The following is a 17,133-nucleotide window of genomic DNA, read 5'->3' as shown; positions in this document are numbered from 1 at the left end:
CTAAATTATGTGGTATTTCGCTTGGATTTTAGGTGTACTTTTAGCCTGTACCTTAGGTGTTATAAATGTAATGTGGTACGAGTTTCATCAAAATAAAAACAGCATAGCTGATGATGAACAACCGATGCACGATTTACTAAACGAAGCTAACAACACAAAAGATGACGACTAATCCCCGACCAAATCGCGCGCAGCAGCAATCTCTGCGCGCTTTTTTAAAACGGCAAAGTAAGCCTGCGGGTGCATGGTTAAAGTTAAGTATTGCACTGGGCACATTTAACGCTATTTTAATGATTGCAGGCGCCTATTTACTGGCACAAACTATTCATAATGTGATGTTTGAAGGCGCAAGCCTTAACCAAGTAACCCATTTACTTTGGCCACTTGCGGGTATTATTTTACTCAGAGCCCTGTTTTTAGCTATCAGTGAAAGGCTCAGTGCTTATGCGGCACTTAAAATAAAGTCGGCTATGCGCCAAACCTTATTAACCAAATTAACGCAACTTGGCCCAAGTTATATTGAACAACACGGCCAAGGAGCCACGCTTAACACCGTGCACGATGGCGTTGAAGCACTGCACGACTACTACGCTAAATACTTGCCTGGCGTTGCTTATAGCGCGCTTATTCCGCTGGCAATATTGGTGGTTATTTTTCCAACCGACTATAAAGCAGGCTTAATATTTTTATTAACCGCTCCGCTTATTCCGTTTTTTATGATTTTGGTGGGCTCAAAGGCCGAGGCGTTAAATCAAAAAAGATGGCAGCAACTGGCCGTACTAGGTAATTACTTTTTTGACCGCGTACAAGGTTTAACACAACTTAAATTGTTTAACGCAACGCAAAAAGAGCTAAAACAAATAGCCAAAATTTCTGATGACTTTAGGCACACTACACTCGGAGTTTTAAAAATTGCCTTTTTATCATCATTTGCGCTGGAATTTTTAGCCACAATTAGTGTGGCGCTGGTGGCTGTAATCATTGGTTTTAGACTGTTTTTTGGCACGCTTGATTTTGCAACCGGCTTTGTTGTTTTACTACTTGCCCCAGAATTTTACTTACCCCTGCGCCAACTAGGCAGCCACTACCATGCCCGCTTGCAAGGCATAAGCGCTGCGGTCGATATGGTTACTATTTTAAATGCCCCACTTCCTGAGCAATCACAGCAACATGAAACAAAGTTTGAGGAGCATATAAGCTCAATAAACATAAACAACTTAAACTTTACCTACCCAAACAGTAACGAAGGCATAAAAAATATAAACCTTACGCTACCCGCTAAAGGGCTAGTGGCAGTAGTAGGTGCTAGTGGCTCAGGTAAAAGTACTTTATTTGATTGTTTATTAGGGTTTCATCCGCAGGTAATTGAACAAATAAGCATTAATAATAAACCACTTGATGCTACAAGCATGAGTACATTACAAAACGCAATTGCGTGGATCCCCCAAACCCCAACGCTTTTTTATCAAAGCATTAGCGATAACATAAAAATAGCTAAGCCAGCCGCTACGCAACTAGAGCTTGAGCAAGCGGCACACCAAGCGGGCGCCTTAGATTTTATAAACACGTTAGAGAATGGGTTCGACACCCTGATAGGTGAGCAAGGTGAAGGACTCTCTGGCGGTCAAAAGCAGCGTATAGCCCTTGCACGGGCGTTTTTAAAACAAGCACCTATTTTAGTGCTTGACGAACCGACAGCCCACCTTGATAGCCAAACCGAGCAGCTTATTCAGCAGGCTATAAATAATTACGCTAAAAACCACTTAGTGTTGGTCATTGCCCACCGCCTAAATACAGTGAAAAACGCAAGCAATATTCTTGTTATGCAAAATGGCGAAATAGCACAGCAAGGTACTTACAGCCAACTTGAGCAGCAACAAGGCGCATTTAAATCACTCCTTAATTTACAAGCGCAAGGAGCAAACAATGACTAATTTTATTAGGCTATTAAAGCTTTGCCGCCCGCATTATAAAGCCATGCTACTGGGTACTTTTTTAGCCACATTAACTGTACTTGCAAACGTGGGCTTATTAGCTATATCGGGGTGGTTTTTAGCCTCAATGGCGGCAGCGGGTATCGCTGGCGTACAAATGAATTATTTTACACCTGCAGGAACCATTCGATTTTTAGCGATTGTACGAACTGCATCACGCTATGGTGAGCGCTTAGTAACACATAACGCGACGTTTTTATTGCTTAGTGAAATACGCGTTAATATGTTTGCCACGCTAAGTAAGCTAAACAATGTAGATTTAGCAATGAGCCGCAGCGCCGATTTAGTTAACCGCTTACAAAATGATGTGGATGCGCTTGATAAGTTTTACTTAAACATATTACTACCTATGCTGGTAGCGCTGTTGAGTGTGCCCATAATTATGGTGTTTATGGCGGCTTATAACGCCAATGTTGCGCTTATTTGTTTTACTGGCATTTTATTAATTGGTGTTGTTTTACCTGCGCTGTTAAGTGCTAAATTAAATAAAAATAGCTATAAAGAAACACAGCTCAGTGCACAACTTAGAGCAGAGCTTTCTGACACCCTAACCGGCCTTAGAGAGCTGAGTATTTATCAGGCACGTGCTGGGCAAATTTCAAAATGTAATGAGCTAAACGAGCAATATAACCAACAACTTTATAGTCGCCATAAAGCACTCGCAAATAGCGACGGTTTAAGTTTGCTGGTTGTGCAGCTAGCTATGCTTGGCGCCATAGTCACTATTGTGCCTTTGGTTTACAGCGGCGCTATGGTCAATGTTGAGCTTGCTATGTTAAGCCTATTTGTATTAGCAAGCTTTGAAACTGTATTACTGTTGCCTAATGCATTTATAGAGCTGCCCACTGTACTCAAAGCCGCTGAGCGACTATTTACACTGGAAGATAAAGTCACAGCGCAAGAAGCTAATAGCGCTGAGTTAGTTGAGATGCAGTTTGATAAAAACAATACAACTTTGGCGCTTAATAACATTGGCTATAAATACCAAGAGCACAGTGCTTTAGCTAATATCAGCTTTACCCTTAAAGCACAGCAAAAAGTAGCGATTGTAGGCAGAAGCGGCAGTGGTAAAAGCACCTTGGTTAATTTACTCACCGGTTTATGGCCTGTGCAGCAAGGCAGTATTAGGCTAAGCGATGAAAATAACGCAGAAGAACTCCACGCACTAAGCAGCAACACCCGCGCAAGCATTATTAATATACTCGCGCAGCAGCATCATATTTTTGATGGCACATTAAGTGAAAACTTACGCTATGCAAAGCCAAGCGCCACAAAAGAAGAAATGCTTGAAGCCATTAACCTTGCACAGCTCAAACCTTGGTTTAATGAGCTACAAGATGGTTTAAAAACCCGTTTAGGCACAGGGGGGAGAAGTGTATCTCAAGGCCAATCAAGGCGCATAGCCATTGCGCAAGCTTTATTACAAAACCCTGCCATTTTAGTCCTTGATGAGCCTACTGAAGGGCTTGATAACCAATCTAAGCAAACAGTAATGAGCGCTATTATGCAGGTAATGAGTAATGCAAGCGTACTTACCATTACCCACGACCCTGCTCTTTTAGCGCAAATGGATAACATTATTTGGCTAGAAAATGGCAGCCTTGTAGCGCAAGGCACTCATAAAGAGCTTAGCGAAACATATACCGATTATGTTGCCTTAACTACTCGGTTTTAAATAACTTGAACTCTGGTTAAGAGATTTACTAACCAACCGAATATTAATGAAACTTAATCCTGCTTTTCTCTAGCTAGAAATTTTAAGTGGAAACAAGGCGAATTTACGCGTCAATAGCTAGCCTATTGCAAGAAAATTCAACGCAGTTAGCGCTAAAAATAGCTGCTTGAGATAGATATATTATCCAGAGATCAAGTTAATCATTTAAAACGCTGATTGATACATCTATAACGCCGACTTTAGGGTCGGCAATTTTTTTAAACATACCTAACGATAAATCAATAACCCGCCCTCTAACGTACGGGCCTCTATCGTTTATTCTCACGATCACCGATTTGTTATTTGCCAAGTTTGTAACTTTCACTTTTGTACCAAAGGGTAATTCTAAATGCGCAGCAGTGGATGCGTTTTGGCTAAATGTTTCGCCGTTTGCTGTTGTGCGACCATGGTATTTATTAGCGTAATAAGAGGCTTTACCTAACTGAGTACGCTCGCCATTAGCAGAGGTAACTATAGGTTGGCTGCTACACGCAGCTAAAATTGATAAAAAACTGAGGGTAAAAATTAACTTAGTAAAAGACATAGATGCGCTTTAATTATAAAAATTCGCGCAAAGGTTAACCTTACGTGGCTGAGTGTGTACTGAATTAAAATATTTTATAGGCAATAAAAAACCACCGGCGATTACTCTTAGGTGGTTTTTTTAAAAGCATAAAGCGCTTATCTTACGATACCGCGCTCAGAGCTTTTCACAAAATCAATCATGGTTTGTACTGCAGGATACTTAGCGGCATCTTCACTTAGTGAGGCAATTGCTTCGTCCACACTTAAGCTCTTACGATAAAACGCTTTATAAGCACGGCGTACGGCCATAATTTCGTCGCTTTCAAAGCCACGACGCTTCATACCTTCTTTATTGGTCGCAGCAGGGCCTGCTGGCATACCAATGGTGGTTACAAATGGCGGTACGTCTTTATTAACACCTGAGTACATGCCAATAAATGCGTGATCACCAATTTTACAAAATTGATGCACACCTGAGTTACCACCTAAAATAACCCAATCGCCTACATGCACGTGGCCTGCAACGCTTGCGTTATTAGCAAATATAACGTTATTACCAATTACGGCATCGTGAGCAACGTGGGTATACGCCATAAATAAGTTATTGCTACCAATTTTAGTAACACCTTGGTCTTGAATAGTACCACGGTGAATGGTTGCACACTCACGTATAACGTTGTTATCGCCCATAATAAGAGTGGTTGGTTCGTTGTTATATTTTTTGTCTTGGCAGGCTTCGCCTACTGACGCAAATTGAAAAATATGATTGCCAGAGCCAATAGTAGATGGCCCTTTAATAACAACGTGAGACTCAATAATACAGTCATCACCGATCACAACATCATTGCCAATATAGCTATATGGACCAACTGAGACATTGTTGCCTAGTTTAGCGCCAGGTTCGATTATTGCTGTAGAATGGATCACTATTAAAACTCTCTTCTCGCACACATAATTTCGGCACTACATACAACCTTGCCGTCGACTCTTGCTTCAGCGGCAAATTTCCATATATTGCGACGCTCTTTTAAAAACTCTACATGCAAATGCAGTGTATCGCCCGGTATAACTGGCTGTTTAAAACGTGCGTTATCGACTGCAGCAAATAAGTAAAGCTCGTTATCGCTACGGTTTTCTACTGTTTTAAATCCTAATAAACCGGTGGCTTGCGCCATGGCTTCTAATATTAGCACACCAGGGAAAATTGGCTGATTTGGAAAGTGGCCAGTAAAAATAGGCTCGTTAACCGATACATTTTTAATCGCATGCAGTGACTCGCCAGGCGTAAAGTCAATTACACGATCAATTAAAAGCATCGGGTAGCGGTGTGGTAATAAACTTAAAATTTCTTGAATATCAAGGCTATTTAATTCGTTTGCCAAAATAGCATCCTTATTAGTGTTCAACGTTATGACTTAGCCAATGCTTCAAGCGCTTTAAGACGTGATTTCATGTCTGAAAGATTACGCAAGTGGGCAATTGATTTACGCCATTCTTTATTAGTTGTATGGGGCATACCAGATGAGTAAATACCCGGCTCGGTGATCGATTTAGTCACCATACTCATGCCGGTAATTATAACACCATCACATACTGACATGTGACCATTAATTGCGGTCATGCCACCTATTTGGCAGTTTTTACCAATGGTTACACTACCTGCTAGTACAGTACAGCCTGCAATTGCAGTACCCGAGTTAACTTCAACGTTGTGTGCTATTTGACATTGGTTATCGATGATCACATTACTATGAATAATCGTGTTATCGAGTGCGCCACGGTCAATTGTAGTGCTTGCGCCCACTTCAACCTTGTCGCCGATAATCACAGAGCCTAGCTGAGGAATTTTAACCCACTGCCCGCGCTCGTTTGCATAGCCAAATCCATCACTGCCAACCACACTGTTTGCTTGAAATAAACAATCAGCGCCAATTTCAACATCGTGATAAATAGTCACACTCGGCCAAAGCTTTGTGCCAGAACCTATTTTAACACGTTCACCGATGAAACTGTTCGGACCAATTTGTGCGTTATCACCAATTACAGCACCGGCTTCTATAACTACATTTGCGCCAATAGCAGCACTTGTGCTAACCGTTGCACTTGGGTGAATAGTCGCACTAGCGTGTATACCTTGCTGCGCCGCTTGCGGGGTTGTATCCATAAATTGTGCAAGCTTTGCGTAGCTCACATACGGATTTCCAACAATGATTTTTGCGCCACTAAAATACGATGCATCGGCTTCACTAAGAATCACTGCGCTGGCTTGTGTGGTTTCAAGCTGCGTACGATATTTTGAGTTCGCTAAAAATGCAATATGCCCAGAACGGGCATTTGCAAGTGTAGCTATTTTTGTAATTTCTAAAGCGCCATCACCTTGAAGTTCGGCGCCTAGAAGTTCCGCAATGTGCGAAAGCGTATAATTTTGCATAGAGTGATTATTTCTTACTAACTGCTGATACAACTTTGCTTGAAAGATCAGTTACTTCTTTAGGGTTAAAGTAAATAGTAGTGTCTTTAACTTTAACTTCATCGAAGTCGCCATCTTTAGCAATTTCTTCAATTGTTTTAACAATTAAACCCTGAACTTTAGCAAGCTCTTGGTTTTGACGTGCTTTGATTTCTTGCTCTAAAGGACGACCTTTTTCAGCAAGGTTTTGTTGCATGCCTTGAATTTTATCACGTAGTGCATCTTTTTGAGCTTGGCTCATTGTAGTGCTTTCACGCTTAAATTTTTCTGCTTCAAAGCGAATGTCGCCTTGTAGTTTTTCAAGCTCTTGACGACGCTCAGCAAACTCAGTTTGTAAAGACTGCTCAATTTTAGCCATTTGAGGAATTTGCTTGTAGATCTCTTGCATATCAACAATGCCTACTTTATGGGCAAATGCACTTGCAGAGGTGCCCATCATCAATGTTGCTAACACGGCTACTGCTGTTGATTTAAATAATTTTTTCACAAAAAACTCCTTTAGAAAGTGTTACTAATATTAAAGCTGATGGTCTTTGTATCGTCATCTTCTTCTTTTTGCAATGGATACGCAAAACTAATCAGCATTGGACCCATTGGAGAGATCCATTGTAAAGATAAACCGGTTGATACCCTAAAGCGCATTGGATCAGAGTAATCATCTAACTTAGCACGCTCATCTGGCGCTAAGTTTTGGAAACGGTCAACGTTAAATTCAGTATCCCATACGTTGGCAGCATCTACAAAGAAACTGGTACGTACAGAGCTGGTGTTTTCTTCATCTAAAAACGGCGTAGGTACAATTAGCTCCATACCTGCAACCGCTTTTGCATTACCACCAATACGCCCTTGTGGTACTAAAATATCAAACTCATCAGAGCCACCGATGCTACCGGTTGTAGTACCATCAGCACCTGGCGTACCAGGGATTGATAAAGGAACACGTGATACCGCACGCGGTAATATTGTATTACGGTCAAAGCCACGTAGTTCCATTTCTGTTATACGGAAGTACTCTTGGAATGGCAGTGTTTGCTCATAACCGTTTGTTGACCCATAACCATTACCGTAACCTAGCGCTGCACGTGTTGAGAACACCCAACGGTGGTCATTCGAGATTGGCCAGTAAAAACGCGAATCGTAGTTCAGTTTAAAATACTGAAGATCAGAGTTAGGCGTTGTGGCTGTTAAATTTAATGTTTGGCGCGAACCCGCTGTTGGGAATAAACCACGGTTAACTGTGATACGCGACCAACCAACACTTAGCTCATATTTAGTAAAGTCAAAGCCAGCATCTGGGTTTTCTTCATCTAAGAAGGTTTCGCGTAGTACACGTGTTTGTTCGTACTCGGCAATTTCTGAAAGTTCTTCTTGAATCCAACGTACGCCAAAGTTAACACGGTTTACCGCATCAATTGGGAAGCCAATATTGGTACCAATACCGTAACTTGTTGATTTATAATCTACCAAGCTAAACTTACTGGCATCGTAGTTGTTGTAAAAAATACTGCTGCCTTGCGATACACCATCTGGCGTAAAGTAAGGGTCGGTGTACGACAAGCTAATGCTTTCAGAACCAGTAGAGGTATTTAAGTTTAAGCCAATTTGATTACCCGTACCTAAAAAGTTAGATTCGGTCACACCAATATTAAACTGAAGCCCTGCGTATGAGCCATACGCTAAGCCCGCGTTAAAGCTACCGGCAGATTGCTCTTTTACGGTGAAGTCTACGTCTACTTGGTCATCTACACCCGGTACTGGTACTACGTTAAAATCAACAGTTTCCATGTACGGTAAACGCTGAATTTGCAGCTTTGAGCGCTCAAGGTTTTGATTAGATAACCATGCACCTTCAAGTTGTGTCATTTCGCGGCGAAGTACTTCATCAGCAGTATTTTGGTTACCACCAACGATGATACGACGTACGTACACACGCTTGCCCGGATTTACCGACAGCGTAAGTTGCACTTCTTGTTTTTCATCATCAATTTCTGGAATTGTGCGTACTTCGGCATTGGCATAGCCAAAGCGCGCTAAGTAGCTTTTGATAAATTCTTCAGATGAGGTCACCACTGAGCCATTGTAAAGCTCGCCGGCGCGAAGTGGGATAACGCTTTTGATTAGCTCTTCTCGGCCAAGTAAATCACCGATAAAGTCAAAACCTTTAACTGTGTACTTAACACCTTCTGTTAAGTTAGCAGTTACATACACAGATTCGCGCTCAGGACTTACTGATACTTGCGTAGAATCGATATTAAAACGTAAGTAACCGCGGTCTAAATAAAAGCTGCGAATTTTTTCTAAATCGCCTTCAATGGTTTGTTTTTGGTAACGGTCGCTACCCATAAACTGCCACCACGGTAAATCTTGTTGCGATTCAGCAAGCTTTAAAAGCTCTTCGTTAGAGAATAATTCGTTACCCACTAAGTTGATTTGACGAATAGAGGCGGCTTCGCCTTCGTCAAATTCTAGCTTAAGCTTTACACGGTTACGTGGCAGCTTAGTTACGCTAATATCAACGGTGGCATTGTATTTACCAATACTGTGGAAAAACTCAACCAACCCCTTTTCGATATTATCGATAACGGTTTTATCAAGCGGTTCACCTTGGCGAATATCTTGCTGATCGAGTGATTCGTTAAGCTGCTCGTCTTTTATATCTTTATTGCCTTCAAACTCAATAAAGCTAATAGTAGGACGCTCAGTCACTTTAAAAATAACGTTATTACCATCGCGTAACGCTTTGATGTTGTCAAAGTGACCTGAACGATAAAGTGACTTTATTGTTTTTGAAATCGTATAGTCATCAACGTTATCGCCCACATTGATAGGGACATGCGTTAGTGCTGCACCAAGTGCTACACGTTGCAAACCTTCAATTTTTAAATCTTCAACAATAAAGGAGTTTTGGCCCAGGGCTGCAAAACTTGCACCCAATAAACTTGAAACTGCCAAATGTTTTTTTATAGCCATTTTATTATCTTTATCCTTTACAACTGTATTACCGCTTAACATCAAAACTAATAATTAGTGATGCTTACAATCGTGTTCTAATTAGTAATTGTCACGCTGTAACTACAAACGCGATACATCATTGAACAAAGCGAAACATGTTAAAAATATGAGCAGCAAGGCGCCCACTTTAAAACCAAATTCTTGTGTCTTTTCAGAGACCGGCTTTTTACGGAAAAGTTCAATTATGTAATACATTAAGTGTCCACCATCAAGCACTGGCAGAGGTAATAAATTAAATACACCCAAGTTAACGCTTATTAGCGCTAAAAAGCTTAAAAAGGCGACTAGCCCGTAGCTTACGCTAGTTCCTGCACCAACTGCAATGCCCACAGGGCCACTTAAATTTTTAACCGAAACCTGACCTGTAATTAAATTACCAATCATGTCAAAGCTAAGCGTTATAAGGCGCCAGGTCTCTTGGGTACCACGAGCAATACTATCAAGCGGACCAAAGTTTCGGGTTTCAACATAGCCCTCAGGCCAAGGTTGAACAACCGGCGCAACACCTAAAAACCCTTGTTCAATACCGTGCTCATTAATGCGCGATTTAGGCGTTACTGTTACGCTATTTATACTATCTTGTCTTTTTACACTAAATTGTAAAGATTTGTTAGCCGATTGCGTAATAAGATTAACTAATTGCTGCCAATCGCTTATTGTTTCACCATTTACAGCGATAATCGTATCGTTAACCTGCAAATTAGCCAGTTCGGCTGCTGAATTTTTAGTAATAGCCGCAATGGTTAATGTGGCTTGGGGTCTAAACGGTACAATACCTAACGAACTCAGTGGCGGCACGTCTTGCTGATCGAGCTTCCAACCCTCTACGTTAAGCATTTTTGTTTGCTCTTGGTAGTTTTCGTTACGCACGACTACGGGCACGCTTTGCTCACCTAAGCTCGACATAAGTGCAAAAGTTGCATCTTGCCAGGTGGCAATCGTGTCATCACCAATTTTAATAATTTGTTCAGAGGGCATAATGCCCGCCTGCTCTGCTCTGCTACCTTCGGTAATACTACCCACTACAGGTTTTACCGATTGCACGCCCACCATGTACATAGCCGCCAACGCCACAATAGCAAATAAAAAATTAGCCAGCGGGCCGGCTGCCACTATGGCTATACGGGCCTGAACCGATTTAGCGTTAAATGACAAATGGCGCTCATTTTCTGGCACTTCATCCACGCGTTCATCAAGCATTTTAACGTAGCCACCCAGCGGAATAGCGGCAATTACGTATTCTGTATTGTATTTATCGTGCCACTTTAAAAGCGGTTTACCAAAACCAATCGAAAAGCGCAGCACTTTAACACCCATTTTACGGGCCACCCAAAAGTGCCCATATTCATGAATAGCAACTAAAATGCCCAGCGCTAAAATAAACGAGCCAAGATTCCAAAAAAAATCTAACATATTAATGAGTCACTTTTGTTATTAGGTCCGCTGCACGTTGGCGGGCTTGTTGGTCACACGCTAATATTTCATCTAGGCTTTGTACGTTAGTGAATGTGGCCGCATCAAGCGTTTGTGCATTAATTTTATAAATGTCAGTAAAGCCAATTTGGCCTTTTAAAAATGCCGCAACCGCTATTTCGTTTGCTGCATTTACCGTTGTGGTTGCGCCTTGCCCTGCGCTGCACGCATCAATAGCGAGTTGTAAATTTGGATAACGCGCAAAATCAGGCTTTGTGAACGAAAAATCACAAATATCCGAAAAGTTGAGTGGTTTTACACCCGCGTTAATTCGATCTGGGTAAGCGAGTGCATGTGCAATAGGTGTGCGCATATCGGGGTTACCCATTTGCGCTAAAATGGAGCCATCGTGGTATTGCACCATAGAATGAATAATACTTTGTGGGTGGATCACCACATCAATATCGCTGGTGTCACAATTAAACAGCCATTTAGCTTCAATAAATTCAAGCCCTTTGTTCATCATGGTGGCTGAATCTACCGATATTTTTTGCCCCATAGACCAATTAGGATGAGCGACGGCTTCACTAACCGTTACCTCTTTTAAGGTATTTATATCGCGCGTTAAAAATGGCCCACCAGAGCCGGTAAGCAATATTTTACTTACGCCATGCTCTTGTAAATTTTGATCAGCGTTTGCGTTTTGAAGTGAATGAGGTAAGCACTGAAAAATAGCGTTATGCTCGCTATCAATAGGTAACAACGTGGCTTTATGCTGTTTTACTTTATCAATAAACAACTGCCCTGACATAACCAACGATTCTTTATTGGCAAGCAGTACTTTTTTACCTGCTTCAACGGCGCTTAGTGTGGGCAGTAAGCCGGCAGCGCCAACAATAGCTGACATGACGGTATCGACATCGGGATGCGCACATAAATCACTCATAGCCTGCTGTGAGTGCATTACTAAGGTTTGGCATGGCGTATTATTTAAATACGATGATAATTGCTCTGCAGCGCTTTGTGTGGCCATAACCGCATATAACGGTTCGTGCTCAATACACAGCTCAGCCATTTTTTTTGCATTGTGGCCTGCAGTGAGGGCAAATACGTTAAATAGCGCTTTGTTTCGCGCTATAACATCTAATGTACTTAACCCAATTGAACCTGTAGCGCCTAAAATAACAAGTTGTTGCTGTTGGCTCATAAACTCAAGGTCCATGCATAGCACATAACAAACATTGGGGCTGCTGCGGTTAAGCTGTCAATTCTGTCTAAAATACCGCCGTGGCCGGGTAAACAGCGACCACTGTCTTTTAGGCCGGCTTCACGTTTAAACATGCTTTCGAGTAAATCACCGACAGCCGAAAACAAGGCTATAAAGGCGGTCATTACGGCATAAATAGGCCATACAGCAAAATCCACACCGGTAAAATGACAAAAAGCTAAAACAAATATAATTGATGCAACCACACCGCCTGCAAGGCCTTCGATGGTTTTGTTAGGGCTCACCTTTGGCATGAGTTTGTGTTTACCAAAACTTTTGCCTGTAAAATAAGCCCCTACATCGGCGCTCCACACAATACCAAGTACCACTAAAATCAGTACCGAGCCAAAGTGCGTTGATTCAGCGTATTGCGCGCTACGTAAGGTATTGAGTGCAAGCCAAAGTGGGATTAAAGTAAGCAACCCGGCAATGCCGCGCATTACCAAGCCTTCGTTCCATGCTTTGGCCATGGCTGGGTAGCGCCAAATTAAATAACTGGCCACAATCCACCAAGCAAACGAGAGCGTAAATAAGTAATTTGCATCCCCGACCAGCTGGCCGTTTTGCCACAGTGATTCAATCGGCCAATGTAAATTTAGCAGCGCCAATAACGCGCCAATTAACACCACAAACGCACCCCGTTTTAATTTTGTGCATAGGCCCATAAAAGCAGACCACTCCCACGCGCCAAGTAAAACAATAATACCGGCAAAGTAACTAAACAATGTTAGTGGAGTATAAAAAACCAAGGCTAGCGCTAATGGCGCTAATACAACCGAGGTTAAAATTCGTTGTTTTAACAAAATAGTGACCCTTATTCTATTTTAGGTTTGAGCGAGTAATTGTTTTATTTGTTCGCCCGTACAACCAAAACGTCGCTCTCTGGCAACGTAACACGCAATGGCCTCAGCAAATGCTGCTTCATTAAAATCAGGCCAAAGAGTTTCGGTAAAGTAAAGTTCCGCATAAGCAGCTTGCCATAGTAAAAAGTTACTAATACGAACATCACCACCCGTGCGAATTAGTAAATCCGGCTCCGCTTGGTCTGCCATGCTCATATGCTGTGCTAAGCGCTCTTCTGTAACATCCTCTGCCTTGAGTTGTCCGTTTGCAACTTGAAGTGCTAGTTGCTTTGCTGCATTTGCCATATCCCATCTACCGCCATAATTAGCGGCCACGTTTAAATGCAAACCGGTGTTATCTGCTGTTAGCTCATGCGCAGCGTTTACTTTGCTACGTAAACTTTCAGAGAATCGTGATAAATCTCCAATAATGGTCAGTTTTACATTATTTTTATGAAGCTTTTTTACTTCCTTTGTTAAAACAAACAAAAAAAGCTCCATTAAAGTGTTTACTTCGTCTTCGGGGCGGCGCCAGTTTTCACTACTAAAAGCAAATAAGGTTAACGATTGTATCCCTAATTTAGTACAAAACTGAACAGATTGACGAACTGCGTCCACGCCTTTTTTATGCCCGAACACACGAGGTCTATTTCTAGCTTGCGCCCAACGCCCGTTACCATCCATGATGATGGCAACATGTTTAGGTAAACATTGCTGTGAAATTGTATCAGCGTCTAGAACCATAAATATTGAGTATTCCATAAAAAAACGCCGCCTAGTATACCCTAGACGGCGTTTCAAAACTAATATATTTCATAACCTGCATTGAGGTTATTTAGCTGTTTAGATTTCCATCAACTCAGCTTCTTTCGCTGTTAGTTGTGCATCCATTTCTTTGATAAATTTATCTGTAAGCTTTTGAATTGTATCTTCTGCTTGACGCGCTTCATCTTCAGAAATTTCTTTATCTTTTAATAAAGATTTTACATCGCCATTAGCGTCACGACGAATGTTACGCACAGCAACACGGCCGCTTTCTACTTCGCCACGTACAATTTTAATTAAATCTTTACGACGCTCTTCTGTAAGCGGAGGAAGTGGTACGCGAATTACTGTACCAGCAGACATAGGGTTTAAACCTAAGTCAGACGCCATAATTGCTTTTTCTACAGCTTGCGCTAAAGACTTATCGAATACGCCGATAGCCAGCGTACGAGAGTCTTCAATCGTTACATTAGCCACTTGGTTAAGCGGTGTATCAGCACCGTAGTACGATACCATAATGCCGTCTAAAATTGCTGGGTGAGCACGACCTGTACGAATTTTTGATAGTTGACTACCTAGTGCTGCTACACTTTTTTGCATGCGCTCTTGCGCATCTTTTTGAATATCGTTAATCACGGTTTAATCCTAATTATTTGATTACTTCATCTGAGGCTTGTGAAGAGATAAGTGTGCCTTCTTCTTCACCCATAATTACGCGTTTTAAGGCGCCTGATTTATTCATGTTAAATACGCTCAATGGCATATTATGATCGCGAGCGAGTGTAAACGCCGCTAAATCCATTACTTTTAGTTCTTTATCAATAATTTCATTGTAGCTTAAGTGACGGTAAAGCGTGGCTTCTGGGTTTTTAACCGGATCATCACTAAATACGCCATCAACCTTAGTCGCTTTAATTACAGTGTCGGCTTCAATTTCAATACCGCGTAAACACGCAGCAGAATCGGTAGTGAAGAACGGGTTACCCGTACCTGCTGCAAAAATAACAACGCGGCCAGATTTTAATAAGCTAATTGCCTCAGCCCAGTTGTATGCATCACATACACCGTTTAGAGGGATTGCCGACATTAAACGACAATTAACAAATGCACGGTGTAGTGCATCACGCATTGCAAGGCCGTTCATTACGGTTGCAAGCATACCCATGTGGTCACCAACTACGCGGTTCATGCCAGCTTCTGCTAGTGATCCGCCACGTAAAAAGTTACCACCGCCGATAACCAAACCCACTTCTACGTCGAGTTCTACCAGCTCTTTAATTTCTTGGGCCATACGATCTAGCACTTTTGGGTCGATGCCGAAGCCTTCGTCTCCCATTAAAGCTTCACCACTTAATTTGAGAAGAACACGTCTAAAAATAGGTTTACGATTGATAGTCATAGTATTGGGGCCAACTTTTTATTAAATTATGGGTAAAAAATAACCGCGCTTATGATAAACATAAAAGCGCGGTTATTTTAAAGAATTTCTAAGCGTGACGCAAAAGCAAATAGTACTTTAATGGCATCTAATTTCCTTATGCATCACAAATAGTTAATCTTACTCGCCTTTTGCAGCTGCAATTTGAGCAGCAACTTCAGCAGCAAAATCTTCTTCTTTCTTCTCGATACCTTCACCAACTTCTACACGTGCGAAGCTAGTAACTGTTGCGTTTTTCTCTTTAAGAATTTCGCCAACAGATTTTTTAGGCTCCATGATGAAAGCTTGACCAGTAAGAGAAACCTCACCAGTAAATTTCTTCATGCGGCCAACAACCATTTTTTCAGCGATTTCAGCAGGCTTGCCTTCGTTCATCGCGATGTCGATTTGAACTTGCTTTTCTTTTTCTACAACGTCAGCAGGTACATCTTCAGGCGTTAAGTACTCTGGGTTTGAAGCAGCAACGTGCATTGCAATGTGCTTAAGTGTTTCTTCATCAGCAACACCTGCAACAACAACACCAATACGCTCACCGTGACGGTATTCAACAAGTGTTTCACCAGTGATGTACTGAAGACGACGTACGTTGATGTTTTCACCAATCTTAGTTACTAGCTCAACACGGTCTTCTTCAAACTTAGCTTGTAAGTCTTCGATAGTGATTGTTTCAGCGATAGCAGCGTCAGCAACTTTGTTAGCAAACGCTAAGAAGCTTTCGTCTTTTGCTACGAAGTCAGTTTGACAGTTAACTTCTACTAGTACTGCAACACCATCGTTTTGCTTGATGATGATAGTACCTTCAGCAGCAATGTTACCTGCTTTCTTAGCAGCCTTTGCAGCACCGCTCTTACGCATGTTTTCAATCGCTAACTCGATGTCGCCATCAGTTTCAGTTAACGCTTTTTTACAATCCATCATGCCAGCGCCAGTACGCTCGCGTAATTCTTTAACTAGGGCAGTAGTTACAGCCATTAGTAAATCCTCAAATCTGAAATCAGGTATTAGATAAGCGGGTAAACCGCTCTACAAGAATAGCAAGTCTTCACCTTAAAAAGATGAAGACTTGATGACAGCTAATTACTCAGCTTCTACAAAGTCGTCTTTCTCAGCTTGAGCAACGATGTTGTTCTCACGACCTTCAGTGATAGCAGCTGCAACAGAGCTAGTGTAAAGGTTGATTGCACGGATAGCATCATCGTTACCAGGTACGATGTAATCAACACCGTCTGGGTTAGAGTTAGTATCAACGATTGCAACAACTGGAATACCTAGGTTGTTTGCTTCACGGATAGCAATGTGCTCGTGATCAGCATCGATAACGAAGATAGCGTCTGGAAGGCCACCCATGTTTTTGATACCGCCAAGGCTCTTTTCAAGCTTTTCCATTTCGCGAGTAAGCATTAACGCTTCTTTCTTAGTTAACTTCTCGAAAGTACCGTCTTGGCTTTGAGCTTCAAGGTCTTTAAGACGCTTGATTGACTGACGAACTGTTTTCCAGTTAGTTAACATACCACCTAACCAGCGGTGGTTAACGAAGAACTGGTCGCTTTGTAAAGCAGCTTCTTTAACTGCTTCGCTTGCTGCGCGCTTAGTACCAACGAAAAGAACTTTACCTTTGTTTGCAGCAGCACTTGATAAAAACTTAAGTGCGTCGTTGAACATTGGTACTGTTTGCTCAAGGTTGATGATATGT

General features: G+C 41.8%; 17 protein-coding genes. 3 read left to right on the top strand and 14 right to left on the bottom strand.

Annotation, left to right across the window (positions count from 1 at the left end):
• Positions 1–7 precede the first annotated feature (7 nt).
• The 3 genes from cydX to cydC are packed head-to-tail and all read left to right on the top strand — an operon-like array spanning position 8 to position 3,669.
• Positions 8–172, top strand: a complete 165-nt coding sequence (gene cydX, locus B4F91_RS18395; RefSeq protein WP_004586934.1) for a cytochrome bd-I oxidase subunit CydX — start codon at positions 8–10, stop codon at positions 170–172.
• Positions 162–1,934: a thiol reductant ABC exporter subunit CydD gene (gene cydD / locus B4F91_RS18390; RefSeq protein WP_288636166.1), complete on the top strand. Its 1,773-nt coding sequence runs from the start codon at positions 162–164 to the stop codon at positions 1,932–1,934. The genes cydX and cydD overlap by 11 nt, the downstream gene beginning before the upstream one ends.
• Positions 1,927–3,669, top strand: coding sequence for a thiol reductant ABC exporter subunit CydC (gene cydC / locus B4F91_RS18385; protein WP_286936627.1), 1,743 nt, complete (start codon positions 1,927–1,929; stop codon positions 3,667–3,669). Before cydD ends, cydC begins: the two co-directional genes overlap by 8 nt.
• A gap of 196 nt (positions 3,670–3,865) precedes the next feature.
• On the opposite strand, the gene B4F91_RS18380 is transcribed toward cydC, so the two are convergent.
• The 14 genes from B4F91_RS18380 to rpsB form a co-directional block, all read right to left on the bottom strand.
• On the bottom strand, positions 3,866–4,252 hold the full coding sequence (locus B4F91_RS18380) for a septal ring lytic transglycosylase RlpA family protein (RefSeq protein WP_024033818.1): 387 nt from the start codon (positions 4,250–4,252) through the stop codon (positions 3,866–3,868).
• Positions 4,253–4,389: 137 nt separating this feature from the next.
• Complete coding sequence (lpxA, locus tag B4F91_RS18375; protein ID WP_029773689.1) at positions 4,390–5,160, bottom strand: acyl-ACP--UDP-N-acetylglucosamine O-acyltransferase; 771 nt, start codon at positions 5,158–5,160, stop codon at positions 4,390–4,392.
• 2 nt (positions 5,161–5,162) lie between these two features.
• Positions 5,163–5,615, bottom strand: coding sequence for a 3-hydroxyacyl-ACP dehydratase FabZ (gene fabZ / locus B4F91_RS18370; protein ID WP_055253107.1), 453 nt, complete (start codon positions 5,613–5,615; stop codon positions 5,163–5,165).
• A gap of 26 nt (positions 5,616–5,641) precedes the next feature.
• Positions 5,642–6,664 (bottom strand): UDP-3-O-(3-hydroxymyristoyl)glucosamine N-acyltransferase, encoded by a 1,023-nt coding sequence (gene lpxD, locus B4F91_RS18365; protein WP_286936629.1) that lies wholly within the window; start codon positions 6,662–6,664, stop codon positions 5,642–5,644.
• 7 nt (positions 6,665–6,671) lie between these two features.
• Complete coding sequence (locus tag B4F91_RS18360; protein WP_024033815.1) at positions 6,672–7,190, bottom strand: OmpH family outer membrane protein; 519 nt, start codon at positions 7,188–7,190, stop codon at positions 6,672–6,674.
• Between the two features lie 11 nt (positions 7,191–7,201).
• Positions 7,202–9,673 (bottom strand): outer membrane protein assembly factor BamA, encoded by a 2,472-nt coding sequence (bamA, locus tag B4F91_RS18355; RefSeq protein WP_054983479.1) that lies wholly within the window; start codon positions 9,671–9,673, stop codon positions 7,202–7,204.
• A 102-nt stretch (positions 9,674–9,775) separates the two neighbouring features.
• Positions 9,776–11,128 carry a sigma E protease regulator RseP gene (rseP, locus tag B4F91_RS18350; RefSeq protein ID WP_288636164.1) on the bottom strand — a complete coding sequence of 451 codons (1,353 nt, stop codon included), beginning with the start codon at positions 11,126–11,128 and terminating at the stop codon, positions 9,776–9,778.
• A 1-nt stretch (position 11,129) separates the two neighbouring features.
• Complete coding sequence (gene ispC / locus B4F91_RS18345; protein ID WP_029773686.1) at positions 11,130–12,335, bottom strand: 1-deoxy-D-xylulose-5-phosphate reductoisomerase; 1,206 nt, start codon at positions 12,333–12,335, stop codon at positions 11,130–11,132.
• Positions 12,332–13,198 carry a phosphatidate cytidylyltransferase gene (locus B4F91_RS18340; RefSeq protein ID WP_004586923.1) on the bottom strand — a complete coding sequence of 289 codons (867 nt, stop codon included), beginning with the start codon at positions 13,196–13,198 and terminating at the stop codon, positions 12,332–12,334. The genes ispC and B4F91_RS18340 overlap by 4 nt, the downstream gene beginning before the upstream one ends.
• 21 nt (positions 13,199–13,219) lie before the next feature.
• The gene (locus tag B4F91_RS18335; protein ID WP_004586922.1) at positions 13,220–13,999 is read right to left on the bottom strand and encodes an isoprenyl transferase; all 780 of its coding nucleotides are present in this window, start codon (positions 13,997–13,999) and stop codon (positions 13,220–13,222) included.
• A gap of 81 nt (positions 14,000–14,080) precedes the next feature.
• Positions 14,081–14,638 (bottom strand): ribosome recycling factor, encoded by a 558-nt coding sequence (gene frr, locus B4F91_RS18330; protein WP_004586921.1) that lies wholly within the window; start codon positions 14,636–14,638, stop codon positions 14,081–14,083.
• A gap of 13 nt (positions 14,639–14,651) precedes the next feature.
• On the bottom strand, positions 14,652–15,401 hold the full coding sequence (pyrH, locus tag B4F91_RS18325; RefSeq protein WP_039972186.1) for a UMP kinase: 750 nt from the start codon (positions 15,399–15,401) through the stop codon (positions 14,652–14,654).
• Positions 15,402–15,560: 159 nt separating this feature from the next.
• Positions 15,561–16,412 (bottom strand): translation elongation factor Ts, encoded by an 852-nt coding sequence (tsf, locus tag B4F91_RS18320; protein ID WP_004586919.1) that lies wholly within the window; start codon positions 16,410–16,412, stop codon positions 15,561–15,563.
• A 105-nt stretch (positions 16,413–16,517) separates the two neighbouring features.
• Positions 16,518–17,133 (bottom strand): 30S ribosomal protein S2 (gene rpsB / locus B4F91_RS18315; protein ID WP_288636162.1); only part of this gene is annotated, 616 nt, incomplete at its 5' end.

The organism is Pseudoalteromonas sp. UBA6610 (assembly GCF_002433295.1).
Taxonomy (GTDB): Bacteria; Pseudomonadota; Gammaproteobacteria; order Enterobacterales; family Alteromonadaceae; genus Pseudoalteromonas; species Pseudoalteromonas atlantica.
The sequence above is the reverse complement of the archived record's forward strand: the minus strand, read 5'-3'. Positions and strand labels throughout refer to the sequence as shown.

Bases quoted from the DNA above. Each gene is read 5' to 3' on its own strand.
- cydD (WP_288636166.1), top strand. From the start codon at position 162: ATGACGACTAATCCCCGACCAAATCGCGCGCAGCAGCAATCTCTGCGC.
- B4F91_RS18335 (WP_004586922.1), bottom strand. From the start codon at position 13,999: ATGGAATACTCAATATTTATGGTTCTAGACGCTGATACAATTTCACAG.
- cydC (WP_286936627.1), top strand. From the start codon at position 1,927: ATGACTAATTTTATTAGGCTATTAAAGCTTTGCCGCCCGCATTATAAA.
- bamA (WP_054983479.1), bottom strand. From the start codon at position 9,673: ATGGCTATAAAAAAACATTTGGCAGTTTCAAGTTTATTGGGTGCAAGT.
- tsf (WP_004586919.1), bottom strand. From the start codon at position 16,412: ATGGCTGTAACTACTGCCCTAGTTAAAGAATTACGCGAGCGTACTGGC.
- ispC (WP_029773686.1), bottom strand. From the start codon at position 12,335: ATGAGCCAACAGCAACAACTTGTTATTTTAGGCGCTACAGGTTCAATT.
- pyrH (WP_039972186.1), bottom strand. From the start codon at position 15,401: ATGACTATCAATCGTAAACCTATTTTTAGACGTGTTCTTCTCAAATTA.
- lpxD (WP_286936629.1), bottom strand. From the start codon at position 6,664: ATGCAAAATTATACGCTTTCGCACATTGCGGAACTTCTAGGCGCCGAA.
- rseP (WP_288636164.1), bottom strand. From the start codon at position 11,128: ATGTTAGATTTTTTTTGGAATCTTGGCTCGTTTATTTTAGCGCTGGGC.
- B4F91_RS18380 (WP_024033818.1), bottom strand. From the start codon at position 4,252: ATGTCTTTTACTAAGTTAATTTTTACCCTCAGTTTTTTATCAATTTTA.
- cydX (WP_004586934.1), top strand. From the start codon at position 8: ATGTGGTATTTCGCTTGGATTTTAGGTGTACTTTTAGCCTGTACCTTA.